This window comes from Frederiksenia canicola (genome assembly GCF_011455495.1).
In the GTDB taxonomy this organism is placed as follows: domain Bacteria; phylum Pseudomonadota; class Gammaproteobacteria; order Enterobacterales; family Pasteurellaceae; genus Frederiksenia; species Frederiksenia canicola.
Map to the genome: position 1 here is coordinate 2,095,178 of NZ_CP015029.1, position 20,095 is coordinate 2,115,272.

At 44.4% G+C, this 20,095-nt stretch carries 19 protein-coding genes; 13 read left to right on the top strand and 6 right to left on the bottom strand.

Features of this window, described 5'->3' with window-relative positions; all coding sequences use genetic code 11:
• The first annotated feature begins 35 nt into the window (after positions 1 to 35).
• The 4 genes from A4G17_RS10030 (at position 36) to rapA (ending at position 6,078) form a co-directional block, all read left to right on the top strand.
• Positions 36 to 1,427, top strand: coding sequence for an anti-phage deoxyguanosine triphosphatase (locus A4G17_RS10030; RefSeq protein ID WP_123955728.1), 1,392 nt, complete (start codon positions 36 to 38; stop codon positions 1,425 to 1,427).
• A gap of 8 nt (positions 1,428 to 1,435) precedes the next feature.
• A complete protein-coding gene (locus A4G17_RS10035) occupies positions 1,436 to 2,164 on the top strand; it encodes a nitroreductase family protein (RefSeq protein ID WP_123955727.1) in 729 nt (242 codons plus the stop codon).
• Between the two features lie 196 nt (positions 2,165 to 2,360).
• Positions 2,361 to 3,035 carry a TenA family protein gene (locus A4G17_RS10040; protein ID WP_123955726.1) on the top strand — a complete coding sequence of 225 codons (675 nt, stop codon included), beginning with the start codon at positions 2,361 to 2,363 and terminating at the stop codon, positions 3,033 to 3,035.
• Positions 3,036 to 3,162: 127 nt separating this feature from the next.
• Positions 3,163 to 6,078 carry an RNA polymerase-associated protein RapA gene (gene rapA, locus A4G17_RS10045; RefSeq protein ID WP_123955725.1) on the top strand — a complete coding sequence of 972 codons (2,916 nt, stop codon included), beginning with the start codon at positions 3,163 to 3,165 and terminating at the stop codon, positions 6,076 to 6,078.
• Between the two features lie 72 nt (positions 6,079 to 6,150).
• Here the strand turns inward: rapA and A4G17_RS10050 are convergent, their stop codons facing one another.
• Together A4G17_RS10050 and A4G17_RS10055 are read right to left on the bottom strand one after the other, a co-directional pair.
• Positions 6,151 to 6,537 carry a pentapeptide repeat-containing protein gene (locus tag A4G17_RS10050; protein WP_207948551.1) on the bottom strand — a complete coding sequence of 129 codons (387 nt, stop codon included), beginning with the start codon at positions 6,535 to 6,537 and terminating at the stop codon, positions 6,151 to 6,153.
• Between the two features lie 35 nt (positions 6,538 to 6,572).
• On the bottom strand, positions 6,573 to 7,208 hold the full coding sequence (locus tag A4G17_RS10055; protein ID WP_123955723.1) for a tellurite resistance TerB family protein: 636 nt from the start codon (positions 7,206 to 7,208) through the stop codon (positions 6,573 to 6,575).
• Between the two features lie 192 nt (positions 7,209 to 7,400).
• Here A4G17_RS10055 and rluA point away from each other — a divergent pair, with 192 nt between their 5' ends.
• Both rluA and A4G17_RS10065 read left to right on the top strand, forming a co-directional pair.
• Positions 7,401 to 8,069, top strand: coding sequence for a bifunctional tRNA pseudouridine(32) synthase/23S rRNA pseudouridine(746) synthase RluA (gene rluA / locus A4G17_RS10060; RefSeq protein WP_123955722.1), 669 nt, complete (start codon positions 7,401 to 7,403; stop codon positions 8,067 to 8,069).
• Between the two features lie 131 nt (positions 8,070 to 8,200).
• The gene (locus A4G17_RS10065; protein ID WP_123955721.1) at positions 8,201 to 9,592 is read left to right on the top strand and encodes an MATE family efflux transporter; all 1,392 of its coding nucleotides are present in this window, start codon (positions 8,201 to 8,203) and stop codon (positions 9,590 to 9,592) included.
• A gap of 17 nt (positions 9,593 to 9,609) precedes the next feature.
• Here the strand turns inward: A4G17_RS10065 and A4G17_RS10070 are convergent, their stop codons facing one another.
• Both A4G17_RS10070 and A4G17_RS10075 read right to left on the bottom strand, forming a co-directional pair.
• The gene (locus tag A4G17_RS10070) at positions 9,610 to 10,485 is read right to left on the bottom strand and encodes an NAD(+) kinase (protein ID WP_123955720.1); all 876 of its coding nucleotides are present in this window, start codon (positions 10,483 to 10,485) and stop codon (positions 9,610 to 9,612) included.
• Positions 10,486 to 10,570: 85 nt separating this feature from the next.
• The gene (locus tag A4G17_RS10075) at positions 10,571 to 11,446 is read right to left on the bottom strand and encodes an EamA family transporter (RefSeq protein WP_123955719.1); all 876 of its coding nucleotides are present in this window, start codon (positions 11,444 to 11,446) and stop codon (positions 10,571 to 10,573) included.
• Positions 11,447 to 11,569: 123 nt separating this feature from the next.
• Here A4G17_RS10075 and A4G17_RS10080 point away from each other — a divergent pair, with 123 nt between their 5' ends.
• Positions 11,570 to 13,513 carry an ABC transporter ATP-binding protein gene (locus A4G17_RS10080; protein ID WP_123955718.1) on the top strand — a complete coding sequence of 648 codons (1,944 nt, stop codon included), beginning with the start codon at positions 11,570 to 11,572 and terminating at the stop codon, positions 13,511 to 13,513.
• 59 nt (positions 13,514 to 13,572) lie between these two features.
• Here the strand turns inward: A4G17_RS10080 and A4G17_RS10085 are convergent, their stop codons facing one another.
• Positions 13,573 to 14,172, bottom strand: coding sequence for a hypothetical protein (locus A4G17_RS10085; protein ID WP_123955717.1), 600 nt, complete (start codon positions 14,170 to 14,172; stop codon positions 13,573 to 13,575).
• Positions 14,173 to 14,387: 215 nt separating this feature from the next.
• On the opposite strand from A4G17_RS10085, the gene tcdA reads away from it, so the two are divergent.
• Positions 14,388 to 15,161, top strand: a complete 774-nt coding sequence (tcdA, locus tag A4G17_RS10090) for a tRNA cyclic N6-threonylcarbamoyladenosine(37) synthase TcdA (RefSeq protein ID WP_123955716.1) — start codon at positions 14,388 to 14,390, stop codon at positions 15,159 to 15,161.
• 250 nt (positions 15,162 to 15,411) lie between these two features.
• Positions 15,412 to 16,398 (top strand): amidohydrolase family protein, encoded by a 987-nt coding sequence (locus A4G17_RS10095; RefSeq protein WP_123955715.1) that lies wholly within the window; start codon positions 15,412 to 15,414, stop codon positions 16,396 to 16,398.
• Positions 16,399 to 16,439: 41 nt separating this feature from the next.
• Here A4G17_RS10095 and ampD read toward each other — a convergent pair whose 3' ends face one another.
• Complete coding sequence (ampD, locus tag A4G17_RS10100) at positions 16,440 to 16,985, bottom strand: 1,6-anhydro-N-acetylmuramyl-L-alanine amidase AmpD (protein WP_123955714.1); 546 nt, start codon at positions 16,983 to 16,985, stop codon at positions 16,440 to 16,442.
• Positions 16,986 to 17,044: 59 nt separating this feature from the next.
• On the opposite strand from ampD, the gene A4G17_RS10105 reads away from it, so the two are divergent.
• Genes A4G17_RS10105 through A4G17_RS10120 form a run of 4 tightly spaced genes read left to right on the top strand, consistent with a single transcriptional unit; the run spans position 17,045 to position 20,095 of the window.
• Positions 17,045 to 17,884, top strand: coding sequence for a 23S rRNA (adenine(2030)-N(6))-methyltransferase RlmJ (locus A4G17_RS10105; protein ID WP_123955713.1), 840 nt, complete (start codon positions 17,045 to 17,047; stop codon positions 17,882 to 17,884).
• Between the two features lie 55 nt (positions 17,885 to 17,939).
• Complete coding sequence (gene pyrE, locus A4G17_RS10110) at positions 17,940 to 18,581, top strand: orotate phosphoribosyltransferase (protein ID WP_123955712.1); 642 nt, start codon at positions 17,940 to 17,942, stop codon at positions 18,579 to 18,581.
• Positions 18,571 to 19,311 (top strand): hypothetical protein, encoded by a 741-nt coding sequence (locus A4G17_RS10115; protein ID WP_123955711.1) that lies wholly within the window; start codon positions 18,571 to 18,573, stop codon positions 19,309 to 19,311. The genes pyrE and A4G17_RS10115 overlap by 11 nt, the downstream gene beginning before the upstream one ends.
• A gap of 43 nt (positions 19,312 to 19,354) precedes the next feature.
• Positions 19,355 to 20,095: a hypothetical protein gene (locus tag A4G17_RS10120; RefSeq protein WP_123955710.1), complete on the top strand. Its 741-nt coding sequence runs from the start codon at positions 19,355 to 19,357 to the stop codon at positions 20,093 to 20,095.

A 20,095-nucleotide genomic window follows, 5' to 3' on the forward strand; every position in this document is an offset into this window, starting at 1 on the left:
TATTATAGCGGAAAATTTTACGCAAGGGGCTAGGTATGAACAGCGCGATTTGGACAGAACGATTTTTAGGCGATAAGCAACGAGAAAACGATCACCGCTCACCGTTTCAGCGGGATCGCGGGCGGATTTTGCATTCAGAGGCATTTCGCTGTTTGCAAGCCAAAACCCAAATTCACGCCGTGGGCGAAGACGATTTCTATCGCACCCGCTTGACCCATTCCCTTGAAGTGGCACAAATTGGCAACAGCTTGCGAGCGAAGCTCGAACGGGATCGCCAAGGCTTCTTACAAGCGGTCAGATTCTCCGATTTTTTTGCAAATCCTCTCTTCAATGCTGAATCTCGCCAATCTCAAGGGGGTAAAAGTGATGCATTTTACGCCAATCTGGTCGAGAATTTGACTGACTTGCTCCCTTCTCGTAGTTTGATTGAATCGCTCTGTTTTGCTCACGACATTGGGCATCCGCCTTTTGGGCATGGGGGAGAAATGGCGTTGAATTACAAAATGCGTGAACACGGCGGCTTTGAAGGCAACGCTCAGTCTTTTCGCATCGTGACTCAACTGGAACCCTACACTGAAAATGCAGGGATGAATCTCACTCGCCGCACCTTGCTTGGCATCATCAAATACCCTGCATTGATTGATGAGACAGCTCCTCGCTCGCCGAAAATCATCACCGAAAGCCGCTTTATCAATTTGCACGATGTGAAAACGAGCAAAGGCTTATTTCGAGATGATGAACGCTTTTTTGATTGGGTGCTAGCTCCGCTTTCTGCTCACGATCGCCAACTATTCCGTGCCGTTGTGGCAAGCGAAAATCCCGAACTGCCAAACAAAACCTGCTACAAATCCCTTGATTGCAGCATTATGGAATTGGCAGACGACATTGCTTACGGCGTGCACGATTTGGAAGATGCGATTGTAGGCGGTATGGTTACGCCGCAATCGTGGCAAGCGGCGGAAGATGCCTTAGCGAATTGTTCATCGCAGTGGATTAAAACCCGCTTGCCTGAACTGCGTGAGAAGCTGTTTTCGGCACATCGTTATCAGCGAAAAGATGTAATCGGAGCATTGGTCAATCACTTTGTCACCAATGTGCAGTGGCGAGAAGTTGCGGAATTTGATGAACCGTTGCTGCGTTTTAATGCGGCTTTACCAGACGATGTACAAGCCGTGCTTGATGTATTAAAAACCTTTGTCTATCAATATGTTATCTGCGATGTTAAAACCCAACGAGTCGAATACAAAGGACAACGGATTTTAATGGATTTATTCGATATGCTCTCTTGCGACCCCACTCGTTTATTGCCGAAAGCGGTAGCCGATCGCTGGAAAGCCACCGAAGAACGCAAACGCCCACGCATTATTTGCGATTATTTAGCCAGTATGTCCGATGGGCAAGCATTTAAGTTGTATCAAAGTTTGTAGGGGGAATTATGGCATTACACGATTTGTTGAACTACCGCCGAGCGGTGCGTTATTTTGATGCGGAACAACCACTTGATAACGATAAAGTCAAACACTGTTTAGCCCTTGCCACCTTGGCACCCACAAGTTCGAATATGCAGCTTTACGAGTGCTATCACATCACCGACAACACGTTGCTCGACCAGCTCGCCACCGCGTGTTTAGGACAGCAAGCCGCACGCACGGCACAGCAAATGGTGGTGTTTGTCACTCGCCAAGATCTTTATCAACAACGGGCCAATGCCGTGCTTGAGTTTGAAATTGACAATATCAAACGCCACAGCCCACCTGAGCGGTGGGAGAATCGTATCAACGGCAAAAAAGCCTACTACGCTAAGTTAATGCCCTTTGTATATCGTCGCTTTTTCGGTTTACTGGGACTGTTTCGCAAAGCGATCGCTTACACCATTCGCCTACATCGCCCCATTAAAACCGATGTTTCCGAAGCCGATATACGAGTGACGGTGCATAAAAGCTGTGCATTAGTCGCTCAAACATTTATGTTAGCCATGGCAGAGCAAGGCTACGATACTTGCCCGCTAGAAGGGCTTGATAGCCGCCGAGTAAAGAAAATCCTCGATCTACCAAGCGGTGCTGAAATCAATATGATTGTCTCTTGCGGTGTTCGCAAAGCAGGGCGGGGAATTTGGGGCGAGCGTTATCGAGTGCCTTTTGAGCAAATTTACCGCCAACGGTAGCAAAAGCGTAAACAGACCGCTTACAAGCGGTCTGTTCCTGTGAATTTTTTGCAAATGACGAGATATACACATTTTCAACATCTCATGATGTGCAAAATTTTTCGCAAATCTCACCGCTTATTGATATTTTCTCTTGTTAAAAAAATGTAAATGCAAGAGAATATTGGCGTAAGTTTTCATTCTGTAAGGAGAAGATATGAACTTTCAACAACTCCGCCAACAACATCCCGATTTACCATTCAGCGAACAGCTTCGGTTATACAGTGATGAAGAATGGCAAAAAATTATTCACCATCGTTTTGTGAATGAATTAGGTGAAGGCACACTAGCAAATCAGGTGCTTTCCAACTACCTAATCCAAGATTATACCTTTGTCGATAGCTTGACTCGCTTAGTGTGTACCGCCATTGCAGACGCCCCCACGATGGAAATTCGGCACGTTTTAGCAAATTTTCTCACCGCCATTACTAGCGATGAGAATACCTATTTCATTCGCAGCTTTGAAGCACTTGGAGTGAGCGAAAGCCTCTATCTCTCCCCCAAACTGAATGACGTTTCCCTTGAGTTCCAGCAAGCCTTATCAGATGGCTCCACGAAGGGTTACGCATACGCCATTACGACATTATTTGTAGCAGAATGGAGTTATCACACTTGGGCAATCCGTTTGAGGGGCAAAAGACCTCGGCATTTCTATCATAAAGAATGGATTGCCCTACACGACAACATTGAATTTAACGCCTTTGTTGATTGGGTTCGTAAGCAAGTTGATCAATTTGCGAGCCAATCTGAGCAAGAACAAAATGCACTTGCCGAACAATTTAAACGCTTATGCCGTTTAGAATATCAATTCTTTGATGCCGCCTATCAATAATCTTCATTTCATCTTTTTGCAGAACTGAATGCAGTTCTGCAAAATTTCTCTGTGATCTCACCGCTTGTCTTGGCAAAATCAGGTAAAATAACTGCCCGAAAAAATTAGAGAATATAAAGAGGATTGTATGAGCTTTGTAGTCGGTCAGCGTTGGATTAGCGAATCAGAAAATAATTTAGGATTAGGCATTGTCACCGCGGTAGATAATCGCACCGTCACTATTGATTTCCCTGCGTCCGAAGAGCAGCGGGTGTATGCCGTGGCGGTAGCTCCGCTCACGAGAGTGCAGTTTCAAAAAGGCGATCAGGTCACGAGCGTGGACGGCTGGCAGTTTGAAATTGATGATGTAGTGGAAAATCAAGGGGTGGCGATTTATCTCGGTAAGCGTGCCGATACCCAAGAACAAGGCGTACTGCCAGAAATGTTGCTCGATCACAAAGTCAGTTTCAGCAAACCGCAAGACCGTTTGTTCTCTGCCCAAATCGACCGTAGCGACCGCTTTGCTTTGCGTTATCGGGCACTGCAACACCAGCAGGCTCAATTTCAATCGGCATTACGTGGGCTGCGGGGTATTCGGGCTAGCGTGATTCCACACCAGTTACACATTGCCAAAGAAGTGGGGCAACGCCTTGCTCCACGAGTATTGCTCGCCGATGAAGTTGGTTTGGGTAAAACCATTGAAGCGGGAATGATTTTACAACAACAGCTCTTTTCAGGGCGTGTCGATCGGGTTTTGGTGCTTGTACCAGAAAGTTTGCAACATCAATGGCTGGTGGAAATGCTCCGCCGTTTCAGCCTGAATTTCTCGTTGTTTGATGAAGAACGTGCTGCCGATTTCACTAAAAAAGACGAAAATGACAACGATGTCAGCGAAAATCCGTTTGATAGCGAAAGTTTAGTGATCTGCTCGATAGATTGGCTCGCGAAAAGCCCTGCTCGAGCGAAACAAGTGCTTGAAAGTCAATGGGATATGTTGATCGTCGATGAAGCTCATCATCTTGAATGGAACGAACAAACACCAAGTGTTGCCTATCAATTTGTCGAACAGTTAGCCAAGCAAATTCCTGCCATTTTGCTATTGACGGCAACTCCTGAACAGCTTGGGCAAGAGAGCCATTTTGCTCGCCTTGCCTTGTTGGACTCCGACCGTTTCTATGATTACCAAGCCTTTGTCGCTGAGCAGAAACAGTATCAGCCCGTTGCCGATGCGGTGGCGACCTTGCTCAACGACAAACCACTCAGCCATGCCGAGCAGAACAGCATTAGCGAGCTATTAGCGGAAGAAGATGTGGAGCCAATGTTCCGCATCATCAATTCTGCCGACTGTTCGCCAGAACAACGCCTTGAAGTCCGTCAAGAGCTGATTAGCGAGTTGATCGACCGTCACGGTACCAGCCGTGTGCTGTTCCGCAACACTCGTCAAGGAGTGAAAGGCTTCCCGCACAGACTTTTCAACCAAATCACGTTGGAAATGCCGAAGCAGTACGCTAACGCCTTGAAAGTAATGGGCATGATGGGCGGCAACAAGCAGGAAGATTTACTCTACCCTGAACGCCTATTCCAACGAATGAATCCAAATGCAGCGTGGTATGAATTCGATCCTCGCATTGAATGGCTGATCACCTTCTTGAAAAATCATCGTGATGAAAAAATTTTGGTGATTTGTAAACATTCCGACACCGCTATTCAGCTCGAACAAGTGCTGCGGGAAAAAGAAGGCATTCGCTCGGCAGTGTTCCACGAAAAAATGTCGATTGTCGAACGAGACAAAGCCGCTGCCTATTTCGCTCAACAGGAAGAAGGGGCACAGGTGCTGATCAGTTCAAGCATCGGTTCAGAAGGACGTAACTTCCAGTTCGCTCGCCACTTGGTGCTGTTCAACTTGCCTGATAACCCTGATTTATTGGAGCAAAGTATCGGGCGGCTTGACCGCATCGGGCAGAAATTTGATATTCAAATTTATGTGCCTTGCTTTGAAAATTCCGCCCAAATGGTGCTTGCCGAGTGGTATCACAACGGCTTGAATGCCTTTGAAGAAACTTGCCCAATGGGGGCGACCTTGTTCCATGAATTTGGTGAAACATTGGCACGCTATTTGCAAAATCCAAGCCAAAACCCACCGCTTGCAGAGTTCATCGAGCAAACTCACAAACGCCAACAGCAACTCAAATTAGAGTTGGAAAAAGGGCGAGATCGCTTGCTGGAACTCAATTCTAACGGCGGCGAACAGGCTCAACAGTTGGCACAGCAAATTGCCGAGCAGGACAACAATCCGCAGTTGGTCAATTTCGCCCTGAAACTGTTTGATGTAATCGGCTTGGAGCAGGAGGATCTCGGCGAGAAAAGCATTGTGATCAGCCCAACGGGGCATATGTTAGTGCCTGATTTCCCAGGAATTTCGGAAGATGGCAGCACGGTGACGTTTGATCGTGAATTGGCACTAGTGCGTGAAGATGTACAGTTTTTAACCTGGGATCACCCGATGATCCGCAACGGTATCGACCTGATCACTTCGGGCGACATTGGCAAAACTGCCATTTCACTGCTAATTAACAAAAACTTACCTGCTGGCACGATTCTGCTTGAAGCGATTTATGTGGTCGAAGCCCAAGCGCCGAAAGGCTTACAACTCACCCGTTTCCTGCCGCCAACGCCCGTACGTTTACTGCTTGATGCCAAAGGCAACGATCTTGCTGCTCAAGTATCGTTCGCAGGTTTGGAAAAACAGCTCAAACCGGTGAACAAACAGATGGCGAACAAAATCGCCAAAATGGCAAGAGCGGAAATTGAGAAATTGATTGCTGCCGCCGAAGCGAAAATCGCACCGCAAGCGGAAGCCTTAATTGCTGCGGCGAAACAGAATGCCGATCACACGTTATCGGCAGAGTTGCACCGCTTGACTTCGCTCCAAGCGGTCAATAAAAATATCCGAGCCGATGAAGTCGCTGCGTTAGAACGATTGAAAACGGAATCTCTTGAACATCTCAACCAAGCCACTTGGCGATTAGATAGCTTGCGGGTGATTATCAGCAATCAGGCGTAACAAGCGGTCACTTCTCGCCAATTTTTTGCAATATATAAAAAGCCCAAATGTGAACGCATTTGGGCTTTTTAATTATTCTATTTCTTCTATGGAGATTTCCCAATCGGGGTTTGCTTGTTGGGTTTTGATTAAATCAATCGAATCATACAATTCACACTCAAAAGCTTTCTTATTTCTTTTTGCTTTCAATTTATGGAGTCGACAATCTGGATTCTCTTTTAGATATAAGACAATTCCGCCTTGTGCTTTTATCTCTTCTGACCGAGTATTATTGTAATAAACTATTGCACCTTTTAAGTGAGTTGAACTTAAATCAGATCCTTCTAAATGAGCCTCTCTTAAATCAGCTTCTTCTAAATGAGCTGAAATTAAATTAGCTCTTTCTAAATTAGCCGAACTTAAATCAGCTCTTTCTAAATGAGCTGAAATTAAATTAGCTTTCCCGCCAATTTTTTGCAAAAGAAAAGCGGACTTTAACTTTAGTCCGCTTAATTTTAGAACCCCGCTTGTTTCTCTAATTGCTCAACCAAGGCGTCGTCTAATTTTAAGGCTTCGGCGAGTTGGGATAAAAAGACAATCTCTTTGCGAGAAAGCTCTTGGCAAACGACACGGGCAGCCAGATAGACTTGGCTTGCTAATGCAACATCACTACCTACAATACGTGCGATTTCCGCAATCGAAATCGGTTTTTCGACTTCTGCCGCAAGCCATTGGTGTAACTCTGCGTTGTCTCCGGCTTCACGTTCAATGGCCGCTCTTTCGCTTTCATCTAATACTCCATCTGAAAGGGCTGCTGCAATCATTGTGCGTAAAATAACAGACGCTTTTTCTTCCTCTGAATGTGTTGTAGCTTCAAACTCATTCGGTGTTATCTCTGCGACTGTGGCCTGATTTTTTTGATAGGTTTGGTACGCCTGATACGCAATACTACCAAGTGCCGCAAGCGACCCCATTTTGGCTAGACTCGCTCCGCCGCTACGTCCAAGCACCATAGATAAAATGCCCGCTAACGCTGCACCGCCACCGACTTTGGTAATGGTATCCGCCGTGCTTTCACTTGGCTTTCTCATGTTACCTGCCGACTGCTTTGCGGTATCCAACATCGTTGATAAAAGTTTACTAAAATTCATTATATTTCCTCATATTGGTTAAAAGAACAATGGGATAGACCCCATATTGGGCCTAATGTTCCGAATTGCAATCTTTCATTGGGGAAAATTTTGCATTTCTGTTAAAATACATCTCTTTACTTAGCTACCGCAGCAAGCGGTCAGTTCTTCACACTATTTTGCAAAGGGTGGGCGTTCCACCACATTTTTATTATGGCGTTAATTGAATACCATCCCCCAACAGAGCCTTGGCTAGACGAAGTCTATCGAGATAATCATATTTTAGTGATCAATAAACCAAGCGGTTTGCTGTCTGTTCCTGGCAATCGCCCTGAGTATCAAGACAGTGCAATGACTCGTGTTCAACAAAAATATGGTTTTACGGAGCCTGCTCACCGTTTGGATATGGCAACCAGTGGCATTTTGCTGTTTGCCTTAAGCAAAGCGGCAGAGAAAGAGCTAAAACGCCAATTCCGTGAGCGAGAGCCGAAAAAGCATTATCAAGCGTTACTGTGGGGCAAATTAGGTGAAAAGGTGGGTGAAACAGGAACCATGAATTTTCCGCTCATCTGTGATTGGGAAAATCGTCCACGCCAAAAAATTTGCTATGAACGGGGAAAACAAGCGGTCACCTTCTACGAAATTCTTGCACATTATCCCAATAACACCACAAGGGTGAAATTAACGCCACATACGGGGCGTTCACATCAATTGCGGGTACATAGTTTGGCATTGGGCCATCCGATTTTGGGCGATAAATTTTATGCCAATCCGTTAGCTCGAAGCCTTGCTCCACGGCTCTGTTTACATGCTGAATCGCTTTCTATTACTCATCCTATTACAGGTGAACCGATGACATTTAGCGTTCCGCCAGCGTTTTAGTGATAGTGATCACATTGAGTACTGGAAAATACCTGCCGTATTTTCTGCGGAGAATTGGCTACAAGCGGTCAGTTCCGCTAAATTTTTTGCAAATAGTGAGAGAACAACAAACAATATAATGAGAACAACCAATGAATTTACAATGGCATAAATACCCAGAAAACACCAAACGGCTGTTTAAGCTGTCATTGCCGATTTTGATGTCGCAGATTGCGGCATCAGGAATGGGCATTACCGATGTTGTGATGGCGGGGTTAGTCAGTGATGCGGATGTTTCCGCCATTGCGGTCAGCAACTCGCTCTACTTTCCGCTGTTTCTGTTTGTGTTAGGCGTGTTAAATGCGATTACGCCAACAGTTTCCTATCTTAATGGCTCTGGGCAGCGTGAGCTGATCGCCCACCAAATTCGTCAAGGGGTTTGGATTGTGCTAATGCTGAGCCTTCCGTTGCTTATTGTGTTTTTAAATAGCCATTTCATTTTAGATTTTATGGGCACACCTGCCGACTTCTCAGGCAAAGCACAACAATATTTAACCGTGGTGAGCGTTGGCTTGATTCCTGCCCTGCTTTCCGTGAATTTACGTTGTATGAATGATGGTTTATCTAATCCTAAACCTGCGATGCTGATCACGGTGTTTGGATTGTTGATGAACATCCCGCTCAATTATGTGTTCATTTTTGGTAAATTTGGAATGCCTGCCATGGGGGCGGTCGGGAGCGGTGTCGCAACTGCGATTTTAAACTGGCTGATGTTTGGTTTGATGCTACTTTATTGCTATACCAATCGTTCACAACGAGACATCAAGCTGTTTGCAAAATGGATTGAGGCCCCCAACAAAGTGACGTTGTTAAAATTATTTAAACTGGGGACGCCAATTGGCTTTTCGATTTTCACGGAAGTAATGCTTTTCTCTGCCTCTTCACTGGTGATTTCTCCCCTTGGTGCTCAGGCTGTAGCAAGCCATCAGATCGCCTTACAAACGAGCTCACTGTTCTTTATGTTGCCGATGTCTTTTGCGATTGCCACCACGATTTTAATCGGTCAAACATTAGGAAAAAAACAGGTAGAAGATGCCAAATATTTGAGCTATCACGCTATTTTTAGTGTGGTGATGATTTCAATGATCATGGCGGTGATTATTTTACTTTTAAGGGATCTTATTCCACACGCTTTCACCAGTGAGCCAAAATCCATTGCAATCGCCTCTGGCTTGTTGATTTTTGCTGCGGTTTACCAAATTCCAGATGCCGTACAAGTTGCTTGTAACGGTATTTTGCGGGGCTATAAATTCACCAAACCAACCTTGCTGATTACGTTGATTTGCTATTGGTTAGTGGGCATGCCGTTTGGCTATATGTTATCAATGACAGATTGGATCGTGCCTCCAATGGAGGCGGCAGGCTTTTGGCTGATGTTTTGTATCTGTTTAACACTCGCCAGTGGTTTATTGCTACATCAAATGCGTAAAATTCAGTCTCTTCCAGCACAAACACAAATTTTACGGTTAGAAGCCATCAAATAGATGGCTTTCTTAGACAATTAAAATAATTTACTCAACCAACCTAATTTTGAGCCTAGTACGGTGAAGTAGTTATAATCTTTGAGATGTAACAACTTTAACGTGTCTGGGCTTTTTTGCACAATAACTCGCTCATCTGAACTAAATGGCAATAATCGTTGACTATCACAACTAATCACTAAGTTCGGCTGGTTATATTGGGCAAATCGCATAGAAACAACACTCTCTCCATCAATCACTAACGGACGAGATGCAAGGCTATGCGGGTTCATTGGCACGAGCACTACAGCATTCAGATTAGGGGTTAAAATCGGCCCTCCCGCAGAAAGCGAATACGCTGTTGACCCCGTCGGCGTGGCAATAATCAAACCATCTGAACGCTGCGAAAAGGCAAATTTACCATCAATACTCACTTCAAACTCAATCGTGCGAGCAATTTGACTGGAATGCACAACCACTTCATTTAACGCATTACTTAGCTCAATAACTTTACCGTTTTGCTCGATTCTTGCCTCTAACAAAAAGCGTTCTTCAATAATAAACTCGCCCCGTTCTAATGTGCTGTAAAGCTGTTCAAAAGCGGTTTGTGGAGCAATGTCCGTTAGAAAGCCCAAATTTCCACGGTTAATACCAATTAATGGCACTTCATATTTTGCTAATTGTCGAGCCATTCCCAACATATTGCCGTCACCGCCAATTACGATCACCAAATCCGCTTGCTCGCCAATTTCAGCGATCGTTTTGCCATTTGGCAAATTGAGCTGCTGAGCAATATTTGTTTCAACCAACAAATTATATTGGCGATCTTTAAGCCAATTATAGACCGCAATATGCGTTTCAAAGGCAATGTCGTGGCGTGGTTTGCCAACAATTGCAATATTTTTAAAAGGACGCATCACATTCATAAGTAATCAATTAACCACAACGGAATAAAGAATATAGTAGTACGCAAAACCAGATTTGTCATGGCTATTTTCGTTTTTACTGCCACACGACTAAAATCGCAGCCACGACAACTAAAATCAATCCAACAAAATCTTGCAGTTTGAGTCGTTCTTTGAAAATAAAAGAAGAAATCATCAAAATCAGGAAAATTTCCACCTGCCCTAAGGTCTTGACGAAAGCCACGTGGTTTAAACTCATCGCATTAAACCACCCAAAAGAGCCAAGAAAAGAGAATAAACTGGTTAATATTACCAGTTTTGGGCGTTGCCACAGTTTCACCAAGGTTTGCTTGTCTCGCCACGCCAAATAGCCCACTAACAAAAGAGCTTCAAAACTAATTACCGAAGCCAATACCCAAGCTGCGGAGATTAAATAATGGCTGTGTAATTGTAAGCTTGCTTCTCTCACCCACAATGAAGTTAACGCGAAACTCAATCCACTGCCAATGCCAAGAAATAACGTTTTCCACGACAATTGGCGTAAATTACCGCTACCTGTCATCAAAAAAATGGCCACACCGCCGAGCAACACTCCAATCCAACCAATAAAATGGATGTCTACCCCGAAAAAGCATACGCCCAAAATCGCAGCTAACACCGCTTCACTTTTCGCCAATCCTACACCGATAGCATAATTTTTCAGGTGGAACAGTTTCACCATTAACGATGTAGCCAAAATCTGAGCTAACGATGCCCCAATAACATAAACGTAAAAAAGCAAGGGAAAATCTGGCACTTCAAGGCTTGTATCTTGTTGATAAAGTACACACAAATAGCCTACCGCCAACGGCACCGCATACAGAAAACGAGCCAAGGTTACCCCCAACACGGGGACATCTTGGCTCAACTGTTTTTGAAAGGCATTTCTGCCCGCCTGTGCAACCGCCGCAAGCAAGGTAAACCAAATCCACATAACTTTTCCCAGATGATTTTTTCCACACTATAACAGCTCACTTTGCCAAACTCAATTTCGCGACGCCTTACAAGCGGTCAGAAAACTGCTAAAATTTGCAAAATTTTTTTACGAGCGAATATTATGGCTTTAATAAACCTTTCAAACGCCTATTTAGGCTTTGGCGATCACCCTTTACTTGACCACACCGAACTACATATTGAGCAAGGCGAGCGTGTCTGTTTAGTCGGTCGAAATGGTGCGGGAAAATCCACTTTGATGAAAGTGCTGGCGGGTGAAGTGCAGCTTGATGACGGCAAATTGATCTTTGAAAAAGATATTGTCGTCACCCGTTTAGAGCAAGATCCGCCTCGTCATATCGAAGATACCGTTTTCGATTATGTTGCCGAAGGAATCGCACATCTTGCCGATCTTTTAAAGCAATATCACCAGATTTCGCAGCGAATGCAAACCGACTACAGCGAAACACTGATGTCGCAACTGGCTCAAGTGCAAGCTCAGTTAGAACACGCCAACGGCTGGCAATTTGAAAACCGCATTCAAGACACACTCAAATTATTAGAACTTGATCCCAACAAACGCTTATGCGAGCTCTCTGGTGGTTGGGTTCGCCGTGCGGCATTGGCACGGGCATTGGTTGCCGATCCTGATGTGCTGTTGCTAGACGAACCAACCAACCATTTGGATGTAGATACGATTGCGTGGTTAGAAAATCTATTGTTGGATTTCAAAGGCAGCATCATTTTTATTTCCCACGACCGTGCCTTTATTCGCAAAATGGCGACCCGCATTGTCGATCTAGATCGCGGTAAATTGGTTTCTTATCCAAGCAATTACGATGTCTATTTGGAAACCAAAGCGGAAGATTTGCGGGTTGAGGCCTTGCAAAATGAGCTCTTCGACAAAAAACTGGCTCAAGAAGAAGTTTGGATTCGTCAAGGTATCAAAGCACGCCGCACCCGAAACGAAGGGCGTGTTCGTGCGTTAAAAGCCTTGCGAGAAGAACGCCGAAACCGCCGTGATGTACTCGGCACGGCAAAAATTCAACTCGACCAAACTGCCCGCAGCGGTAAAATTGTGTTTGAAGTGGAAAACGCCAGTGTTGAAGTCGCAGGGAAAACCTTGCTGAAAAACTTCAGTACTACCATTTTGAGGGGCGATAAAATTGCCTTGATTGGTCCGAATGGCATCGGCAAAACCACGCTGATCAAATTGCTTCTCGGCGAAATCCAAGCCACTTCAGGTTCCGTACGTTGTGGTACAAAATTGGAAGTTGCCTATTTTGATCAATATCGTGCAGAACTCGATCCCGAAAAAACTGTGATGGATAACGTCGCTGACGGAAAGCAAGATGTGGAAGTGAATGGCGTTAAACGCCACGTTTTAGGCTACTTGCAAGATTTCCTATTCCCACCAAAACGGGCGATGACCCCAGTTAAAGCCTTGTCAGGCGGGGAACGCAACCGCTTATTACTCGCGAAATTGCTGCTCAAACCAAACAATTTACTGATTTTGGACGAACCGACCAACGATTTAGACGTAGAAACCCTTGAACTGTTGGAAGAAATGCTCACCGATTACCAAGGTACGCTGATTATCGTCAGCCACGACCGTCAATTTATCGACAACACCGTAACCGAATGCTTTATCTTTGAAGGTAATGGCGTAGTAAATAAATATGTCGGCGGCTACCACGATGCCAAGCAGCAACAAGCCAATTATCATGCTACGCTAGACAACAAGCGGTCAGATTCGGGCAAGAATTTGCAAAAATCAGCCGAAAAATCACCGCTTGTTGAGCCTGAAAAACCGAAAGCTGAACCTGCGAAAAAGGTCAAACTTTCCTACAAAGACCAGCGTGAACTGGAAACACTCCCTGAAAAAATGGAACAGCTCGAAGCCGAAATCGAAGCCTTACAAACGGAAGTCAATAGTGCTGAGTTCTTTAGCAAAGAGCCAAGCTACACCCAAACTCAACTACAAAAACTGGCGGATACCGAATTAGCGTTAGAACAAGCGTTTGAACGTTGGGAAGAGTTAGAAAATATTAAGAATGGGAATGTCTAAGTAAAAACAAAGCGATCGGGAGAAAACCGATCGCTTTTATTTTTATGAATCCATCGGCATTATTTTTCCGCTTCTGATTTCCATTCCGCCGCCTTTTCTTGCATCGCTTTACCCAGAGCATCTAAGGTATCCGCCATTGCCACTTTGGCTTGATCAACTTTCTCATTTAAGCTATCGCCTAAAGCACTCAACTCTTCTTTTAATTCAGCGTATTTATCCGCAGCAATCTCTTTTGCATCTTCAAATTTCGCTGCAGCTTCATCTTTCAGCTCAGTAGCCTTATCTTTCGTCTCATCAAATTTTTCTGATGCTGCATTCTGAAATTGTGCTACTTTCACTGCAGCATCTTCTTTCAACTCTTCTGCTTTCGCTTTTGCTTCATCAACTGTTTCGGCTGCGGAATCTTTCATTTTCTCCCACTTAACCTCAGCTTCAGCTTTTAACTCAGCGGCTTTGTCTTGCACGTCATCCACTTTATCTGCCACAGCGGCTTTTAACTCTGTTGCTTTGCTTTCAACATCTGCTTTCACTTCAGAGGCTTTATCTTGCATAGACTCTGCTGCATCTTTTCCTTTTTCAATAGACTCATCTAACGCTTGTTTTGCTTTGTCTAATTGTTTGCTCGCAGAATCTAAGATATTTGATAAAATTTCTTTCATTAAAGTCTCCTAATTACTTGGTTGAAATTTAATTTAACTGGTGATGTTTTGAGCACCACCTTTTTTCAGGGTAACGACAAAATTTGAGAATGTCTACAAAAAAATAATATTTTTGCCGAAATTTGATAACAAATCGTTAAATTTGAACTTATTTAAAACTCAGCAAACTAAATTAGATGAACTTTAAAAAATGACTGATATTTTTAGAGGAAAATATGGCTCGAATCGATAATTACGAATACCGTTTCGGTGGCATTGGACGGCTTTATACGCCAGAGGGATTAGCGAAATTGCGGGAATCACATATTTGTGTGATTGGCATTGGCGGAGTGGGCTCGTGGGCAGTGGAAGCCTTGGCACGTTCGGGGGTCGGTAAATTGACGTTGATTGATATGGACGATATTTGTGTCACCAACATCAACCGCCAAATCCACGCCATGTCAGGCGAAATCGGTAAGCTCAAAACCGAAGTAATGCAAGAACGGATTGCCAAAATCAACCCTGAGTGTGAAGTACAAATTATTGATGATTTTCTTACCACAGAAAATTTGAACGACTACTTGTTGCGGGGATACGACTATGTGATCGATGCGATCGATAGCGTCAAAGTCAAAGCCGCCCTGATCGCATTTTGTAAACGCAACAAAATCAAGATTATCACGACAGGGGGAGCGGGCGGACAAACGGATCCAACTCAAATTCAGATCGCGGATCTAAGTAAAACTATTCAAGATCCGCTCGCCTCTAAAGTGAGAAGTTTGCTACGAAAAGAGTACAACTTCAGCCAAAATCCGAAACGCAAATTTGGGGTTGACTGCGTATTTTCGACCCAGCCACTGATTTTCCCGACAATGTCGGAAGGCTGTGAAGTGTCTGCTACAATGAACTGTGCCAACGGTTTCGGGGCGGCAACAATGGTCACGGCAACTTTCGGATTTTTTGCAGTAAGCCGAGTAATTGCAAAACTTTTGGCTAATCCGACCGCTTGATCTTACGCAACCGTTTGCATTTTTCGCCTGAAAAACTTATACTGCACGCCTAGTGCCACAGGACTAGAAAATGCAACGCAATCGTACAATTTCAACCCAATTTTCACCGCTACGCCTTGACAATATTCGAGGCGTAGCGGTTTTTTCATGGAATGAAGATCTCATTATTTGAGATCTTTTTTTTCGCCTGTGCACCAAAAAACCGATACAAGCGGTCAGATTTTCAGCGTTTTTTGCAAAAGGATAAATAATGAGCCAGTTAATTCGTACGTTAAAAAGCCATATTCGTGATGAAGTCATCAAAAAAGGCGGCTGGGTTAATTCCCACGCCCACGCCGACCGTGCTTTCACGATGACACCTGAAAAAATCAAAATTTATCAAGAAGCTAACTTGCAGCAAAAATGGGATTTGGTTGATGAAGTCAAACGCAATTCTACCGTTGAAGATTACTACCGCCGCTTTAGCCAAGCGATTGAGTTGATGATTTCTCAAGGGGTAACAGCATTCGGCACGTTTGTGGACATCGACCAAGTGTGTGAAGATCGTGCTATTCTCGCCGCTCACAAGGCACGGGAAGTGTATAAAAACGATATTATTTTGAAATTTGCTAACCAAACACTCAAAGGCGTGATTGAGCCTAATGCGCGCAAATGGTTTGATATTGGCTCAGAAATGGTCGATATGATTGGTGGTTTACCGTATCGGGACGAATTGGACTATGGCAAAGGCTTGGAGGCGATGGATATTTTGATGGAAACCGCCAAATCACAGGGCAAAATGTTGCACGTTCATGTCGATCAATTCAATAGCCAAAAAGAGAAAGAGACTGAGCAACTGTGCGACAAATCCCTTGAACACGGCATGCAGGGGCGAGTAGTGGCCATTCATGGTATTTCAATTGGCGCTCACCCACGTGAATATCGTGAGATGCTCTACAAAAAAATGAAAGCGGTAGATATGATGATGATCGCCTGTCCAATGGCATGGATCGACAGCCCGCGTAAAGACGAAGTGCTCCCCTTTCATAACGCTCTCACGCCTGCCGATGAGATGATCCCAGAAGGCATCACTGTCGCTATCGGCACTGACAACATCTGTGATTACATGGTACCGTTGTGCGAAGGCGATATGTGGCAAGAACTCAGCCTCCTTTCCGCTGGCTGTCGCTTCACCAATCTTGATGAAATGGCGAACATTGCGAGTATCAACGGGAGGAAAGTATTGGGGTTGATCTAGCTTTCGATTTGCAACATTTTCAACGGATCTGACCGCTTGCGTTATAGCAGCGAGCGGTAATAATCCCACTCAAAATACGGCCCTGGGTCAATTTTACGCCCTGGTGCAATATCTGAATGTCCGACAATGCGATCAGCGGTAATTTGCGGATAGCATTGCATAATTTGTTGTGTTAGCTGAGCAAGAGTTTGATATTGTGCTGCCGTAAAGGGTTGATTATTCGAGCCTTCTAGCTCAATGCCAATCGAAAATTCGTTGCATTTTTCCCGCCCTTGAAAATTCGATACGCCTGCATGCCATGCCATTTGGTTGAAATTGACATATTGGGTGATTTCACCTTGGCGGTTGATTAAACAGTGAGCGGATACCCGTAACTCTTTGATTTCCTCAAAATAGGGGTGAATGGTCGGATCAAGTGTGCCTTGGAAAAAACGGTCGATAAAGTCCCCGCCAAATTCTTCAGGTGGCAGGCTAATATAGTGGATCACCAGCAACGAAATATCATCCGCATTCGGGCGTGCATTAAAATGGGGAGAAAGGACAATGCGTTGGTTTAACCAACCGTCTGTAATCGTCAAATTCTGCATAGGCTAACAGGGCGAAATAAGCTAAAATAGCCGACATTTTATAACAAAAGAGAACCAAAATGCTGAGTTATCGCCACAGTTTCCACGCAGGCAATCACGCTGATGTTGTTAAACACATCGTGCTGACCTTGATTTTGACCGCCCTAAAACAGAAAGAGAAAGGCTTTTTTTATTTAGACACCCATTCAGGCGTCGGGCGTTATAGCCTACTCAGTGCCGAAGCCGAGAAAACCGGCGAATATATCGAAGGCATTGCTCGCCTGTGGGATCGTACTGATTTACCCGAAGAAGTTGCCTTATATATCAATGCGTTGAAAAAAATTAACAAAGGGAAATTGCGTTTCTACGCTGGCTCACCATTATTGGCTGTGCAGCAACTTCGTCCGCAGGATCGTGCTTTACTCACCGAACTTCACCCGAACGATTTCCCGCTGTTACGCCAAGAGTTTGCCAAAGTGCCAAATGTGGTCACCAAACGGGAAAATGGTTTCCAGCAACTCAAAGCGGCATTACCGCCCAAAGAAAAGCGTGGCTTGGTGCTGATTGACCCGCCTTATGAACTCAAAGACGATTACGAATTAGTGGTGCAAGCGATTGTGGAAGGCTATAAGCGGTTTGCCACAGGCGTATATGCCATTTGGTATCCCGTGGTGCTTCGCCAACATACCAAACGCATTGTCAAAGGCTTGGAAGCAACGGGCATTCGCAAAATTCTACAAATTGAACTTGCTGTTCGCCCTGATAGCGACCAGCGGGGCATGACTGCCAGTGGTATGATTGTGATCAACCCACCGTGGCAGCTTGAAGGCCAGATGAAAAAGATCCTCCCCTATCTCACTGATGTGTTGGTGCCAGAAGGTACAGGAAGCTGGAAAGTAGACTGGATCACACCTGAATAATCTAAAATACAAGCGGTAAGATCACGTTAACATTTTGCAAATGAAGGGAAATAAAATGGAACAATACAAACACGACTTTATTGAATTTTGCTTAAGCCGCAATGTACTTAAATTTGGCGAATTTACTTTAAAATCAGGCAGACAAAGTCCCTATTTTTTCAATGCAGGGCTGTTCAACACAGGGCGAGATCTCGCCAAACTTGGCGAATATTATGCTCAAGCCATTCAAAACAGCGGCGTGCAATTTGATGTGTTGTTCGGACCTGCTTACAAAGGCATTCCGATTGCCACCACGGTTGCCGTTGCCCTTGCAAATCAATTTGATCTGGATAAACCTTGTTGCTTTAACCGCAAAGAAGCGAAAGATCACGGCGAAGGTGGCAATTTAATTGGTAGTGGCTTATTCGGTAAAATTTTGTTAGTGGACGATGTCATCACCGCGGGAACCGCTATTCGCGAATCAATGGAAATTATCAACGCCAACCATGCCGAGCTCGCAGGCGTGTTAATTGCGTTAAATCGCAAAGAAAAAGGCAAAGGTGAACTTTCCGCTATTCAAGAAGTAGAAAGAGATTACAACTGCCAAGTATTTTCCATTATTGATTTTGACGATTTATTGCAATATCTCGACAAATCGGAACAATACACCTCATTTTTACCGAAAATGAAGGAGTATCGAAATTCTTATGGTGTTTAGATCTTGGCTGGTTGCCACCACATTGCTGCTTTCGCCGTCACTTTTAGCACAAGAGATAAAAGCACACATTTTACATAAAGTGGCGATTTCATCCGCTGAACTGACTGAAATTTGTCAGCAATTGCCGAAATGTGATCAAGATTCAGGCGGGCTATTTAAACGAAAATCACCAGAAGAATACTATTTTATTGACGATACCCCACAGCTTGCCTATTTCAAGAAAGATTCAATCTACCAACTCAAGCAGCGTTGGGATTTTGCCGATTATGTTCACGACAGCAACATTACCCGAGCAGCAAGTGATCCTCGCTTGTATATTCACCCTGTACTTTATCCATTAAGCAAAGAGCAATGGGCGATAGCCCTTATCAAAGGGGCATCTGATTGGTTTCCGGGCGGTGCTGCTACGGAAGAAAAAGCGGATTTCGTTCAACTCAACGCAGATGGTAGCTATCAAGTTGCATTAAAAAATATTCCGTTTTATTACGATTTGATAGTAAAAGCCTGCTTTAGGGAAGATGAGACGAAAAACTCACCACATTGCGACGACGAAGAAACACAAATACTCAAAATTGCCTACCAAGACATCGGCAAGCCTTATTACCAATGGAAAATGACCTACACTTTCACCGATTGGCCTGCTCACACCCCCAAAAGTAAAGCCACCATTTACCAAGAAAAACAACAAATGATGCCATTTGAATCGCTCAACAAGCGGTCAGTTCCGTGAAACATTTTGCAAATCCAAATCTCACATTACGTCTGGAGCTTATATGATGTTTAAACATTGGGTTATTATCTCTACGCTATTGCTTTCCTCTTCACTCTTCGCCCAAGAAATCAGATCCGTGGAATTACGAGAAGTGAGCCTATCTCCCCAAACACTGACTGAAATCTGCCAACAACTTCCACGTTGTGACACGGCATCAGGCACACTTTATGAGCGACCTTCACCCACAGAGTACTATTTCATTGATGATCACCTTCAAATTGCACGCTTTACAAAAGAGAAACACTATCAACTCAAACAGTATTGGGATTTTGCTGATTATGTACACGACAGCGAAATTCTCGAAGGAGCAGATTACAATGTGAAGTTATATATTGAACCCAAACTCTATCCGCTCAATCAAACAAAATGGGGCGTAGCCCTTGTAAAATATGGTTCTGGCGCTTATTCAGGCGGAGGAATAAGAGAAGAAAAAGCCGACATCGTTCAGCTAAATGAAGATGGCAGCTATCAAACTGCCCTTAAAGCCATTCCGTTTTATTACGAATCGCTAATCAGAGCCTGCTTCGGAGAAAAAGATGCCGATTCACCCCACTGCCACGATGAAGAAGAACGCACACTGTTGATACAATACCGAGACATCGGTAAACCCTATTACCAATGGGATATGACCTACACTTTCACTGATTGGCCAGCTCACACACCCAAAAGTAAAGCCACCATTTACCAAGAAAAACAACAAGTTATCCCATTTGAATCGTTCAACAAGCGGTCAGTTCCGTGA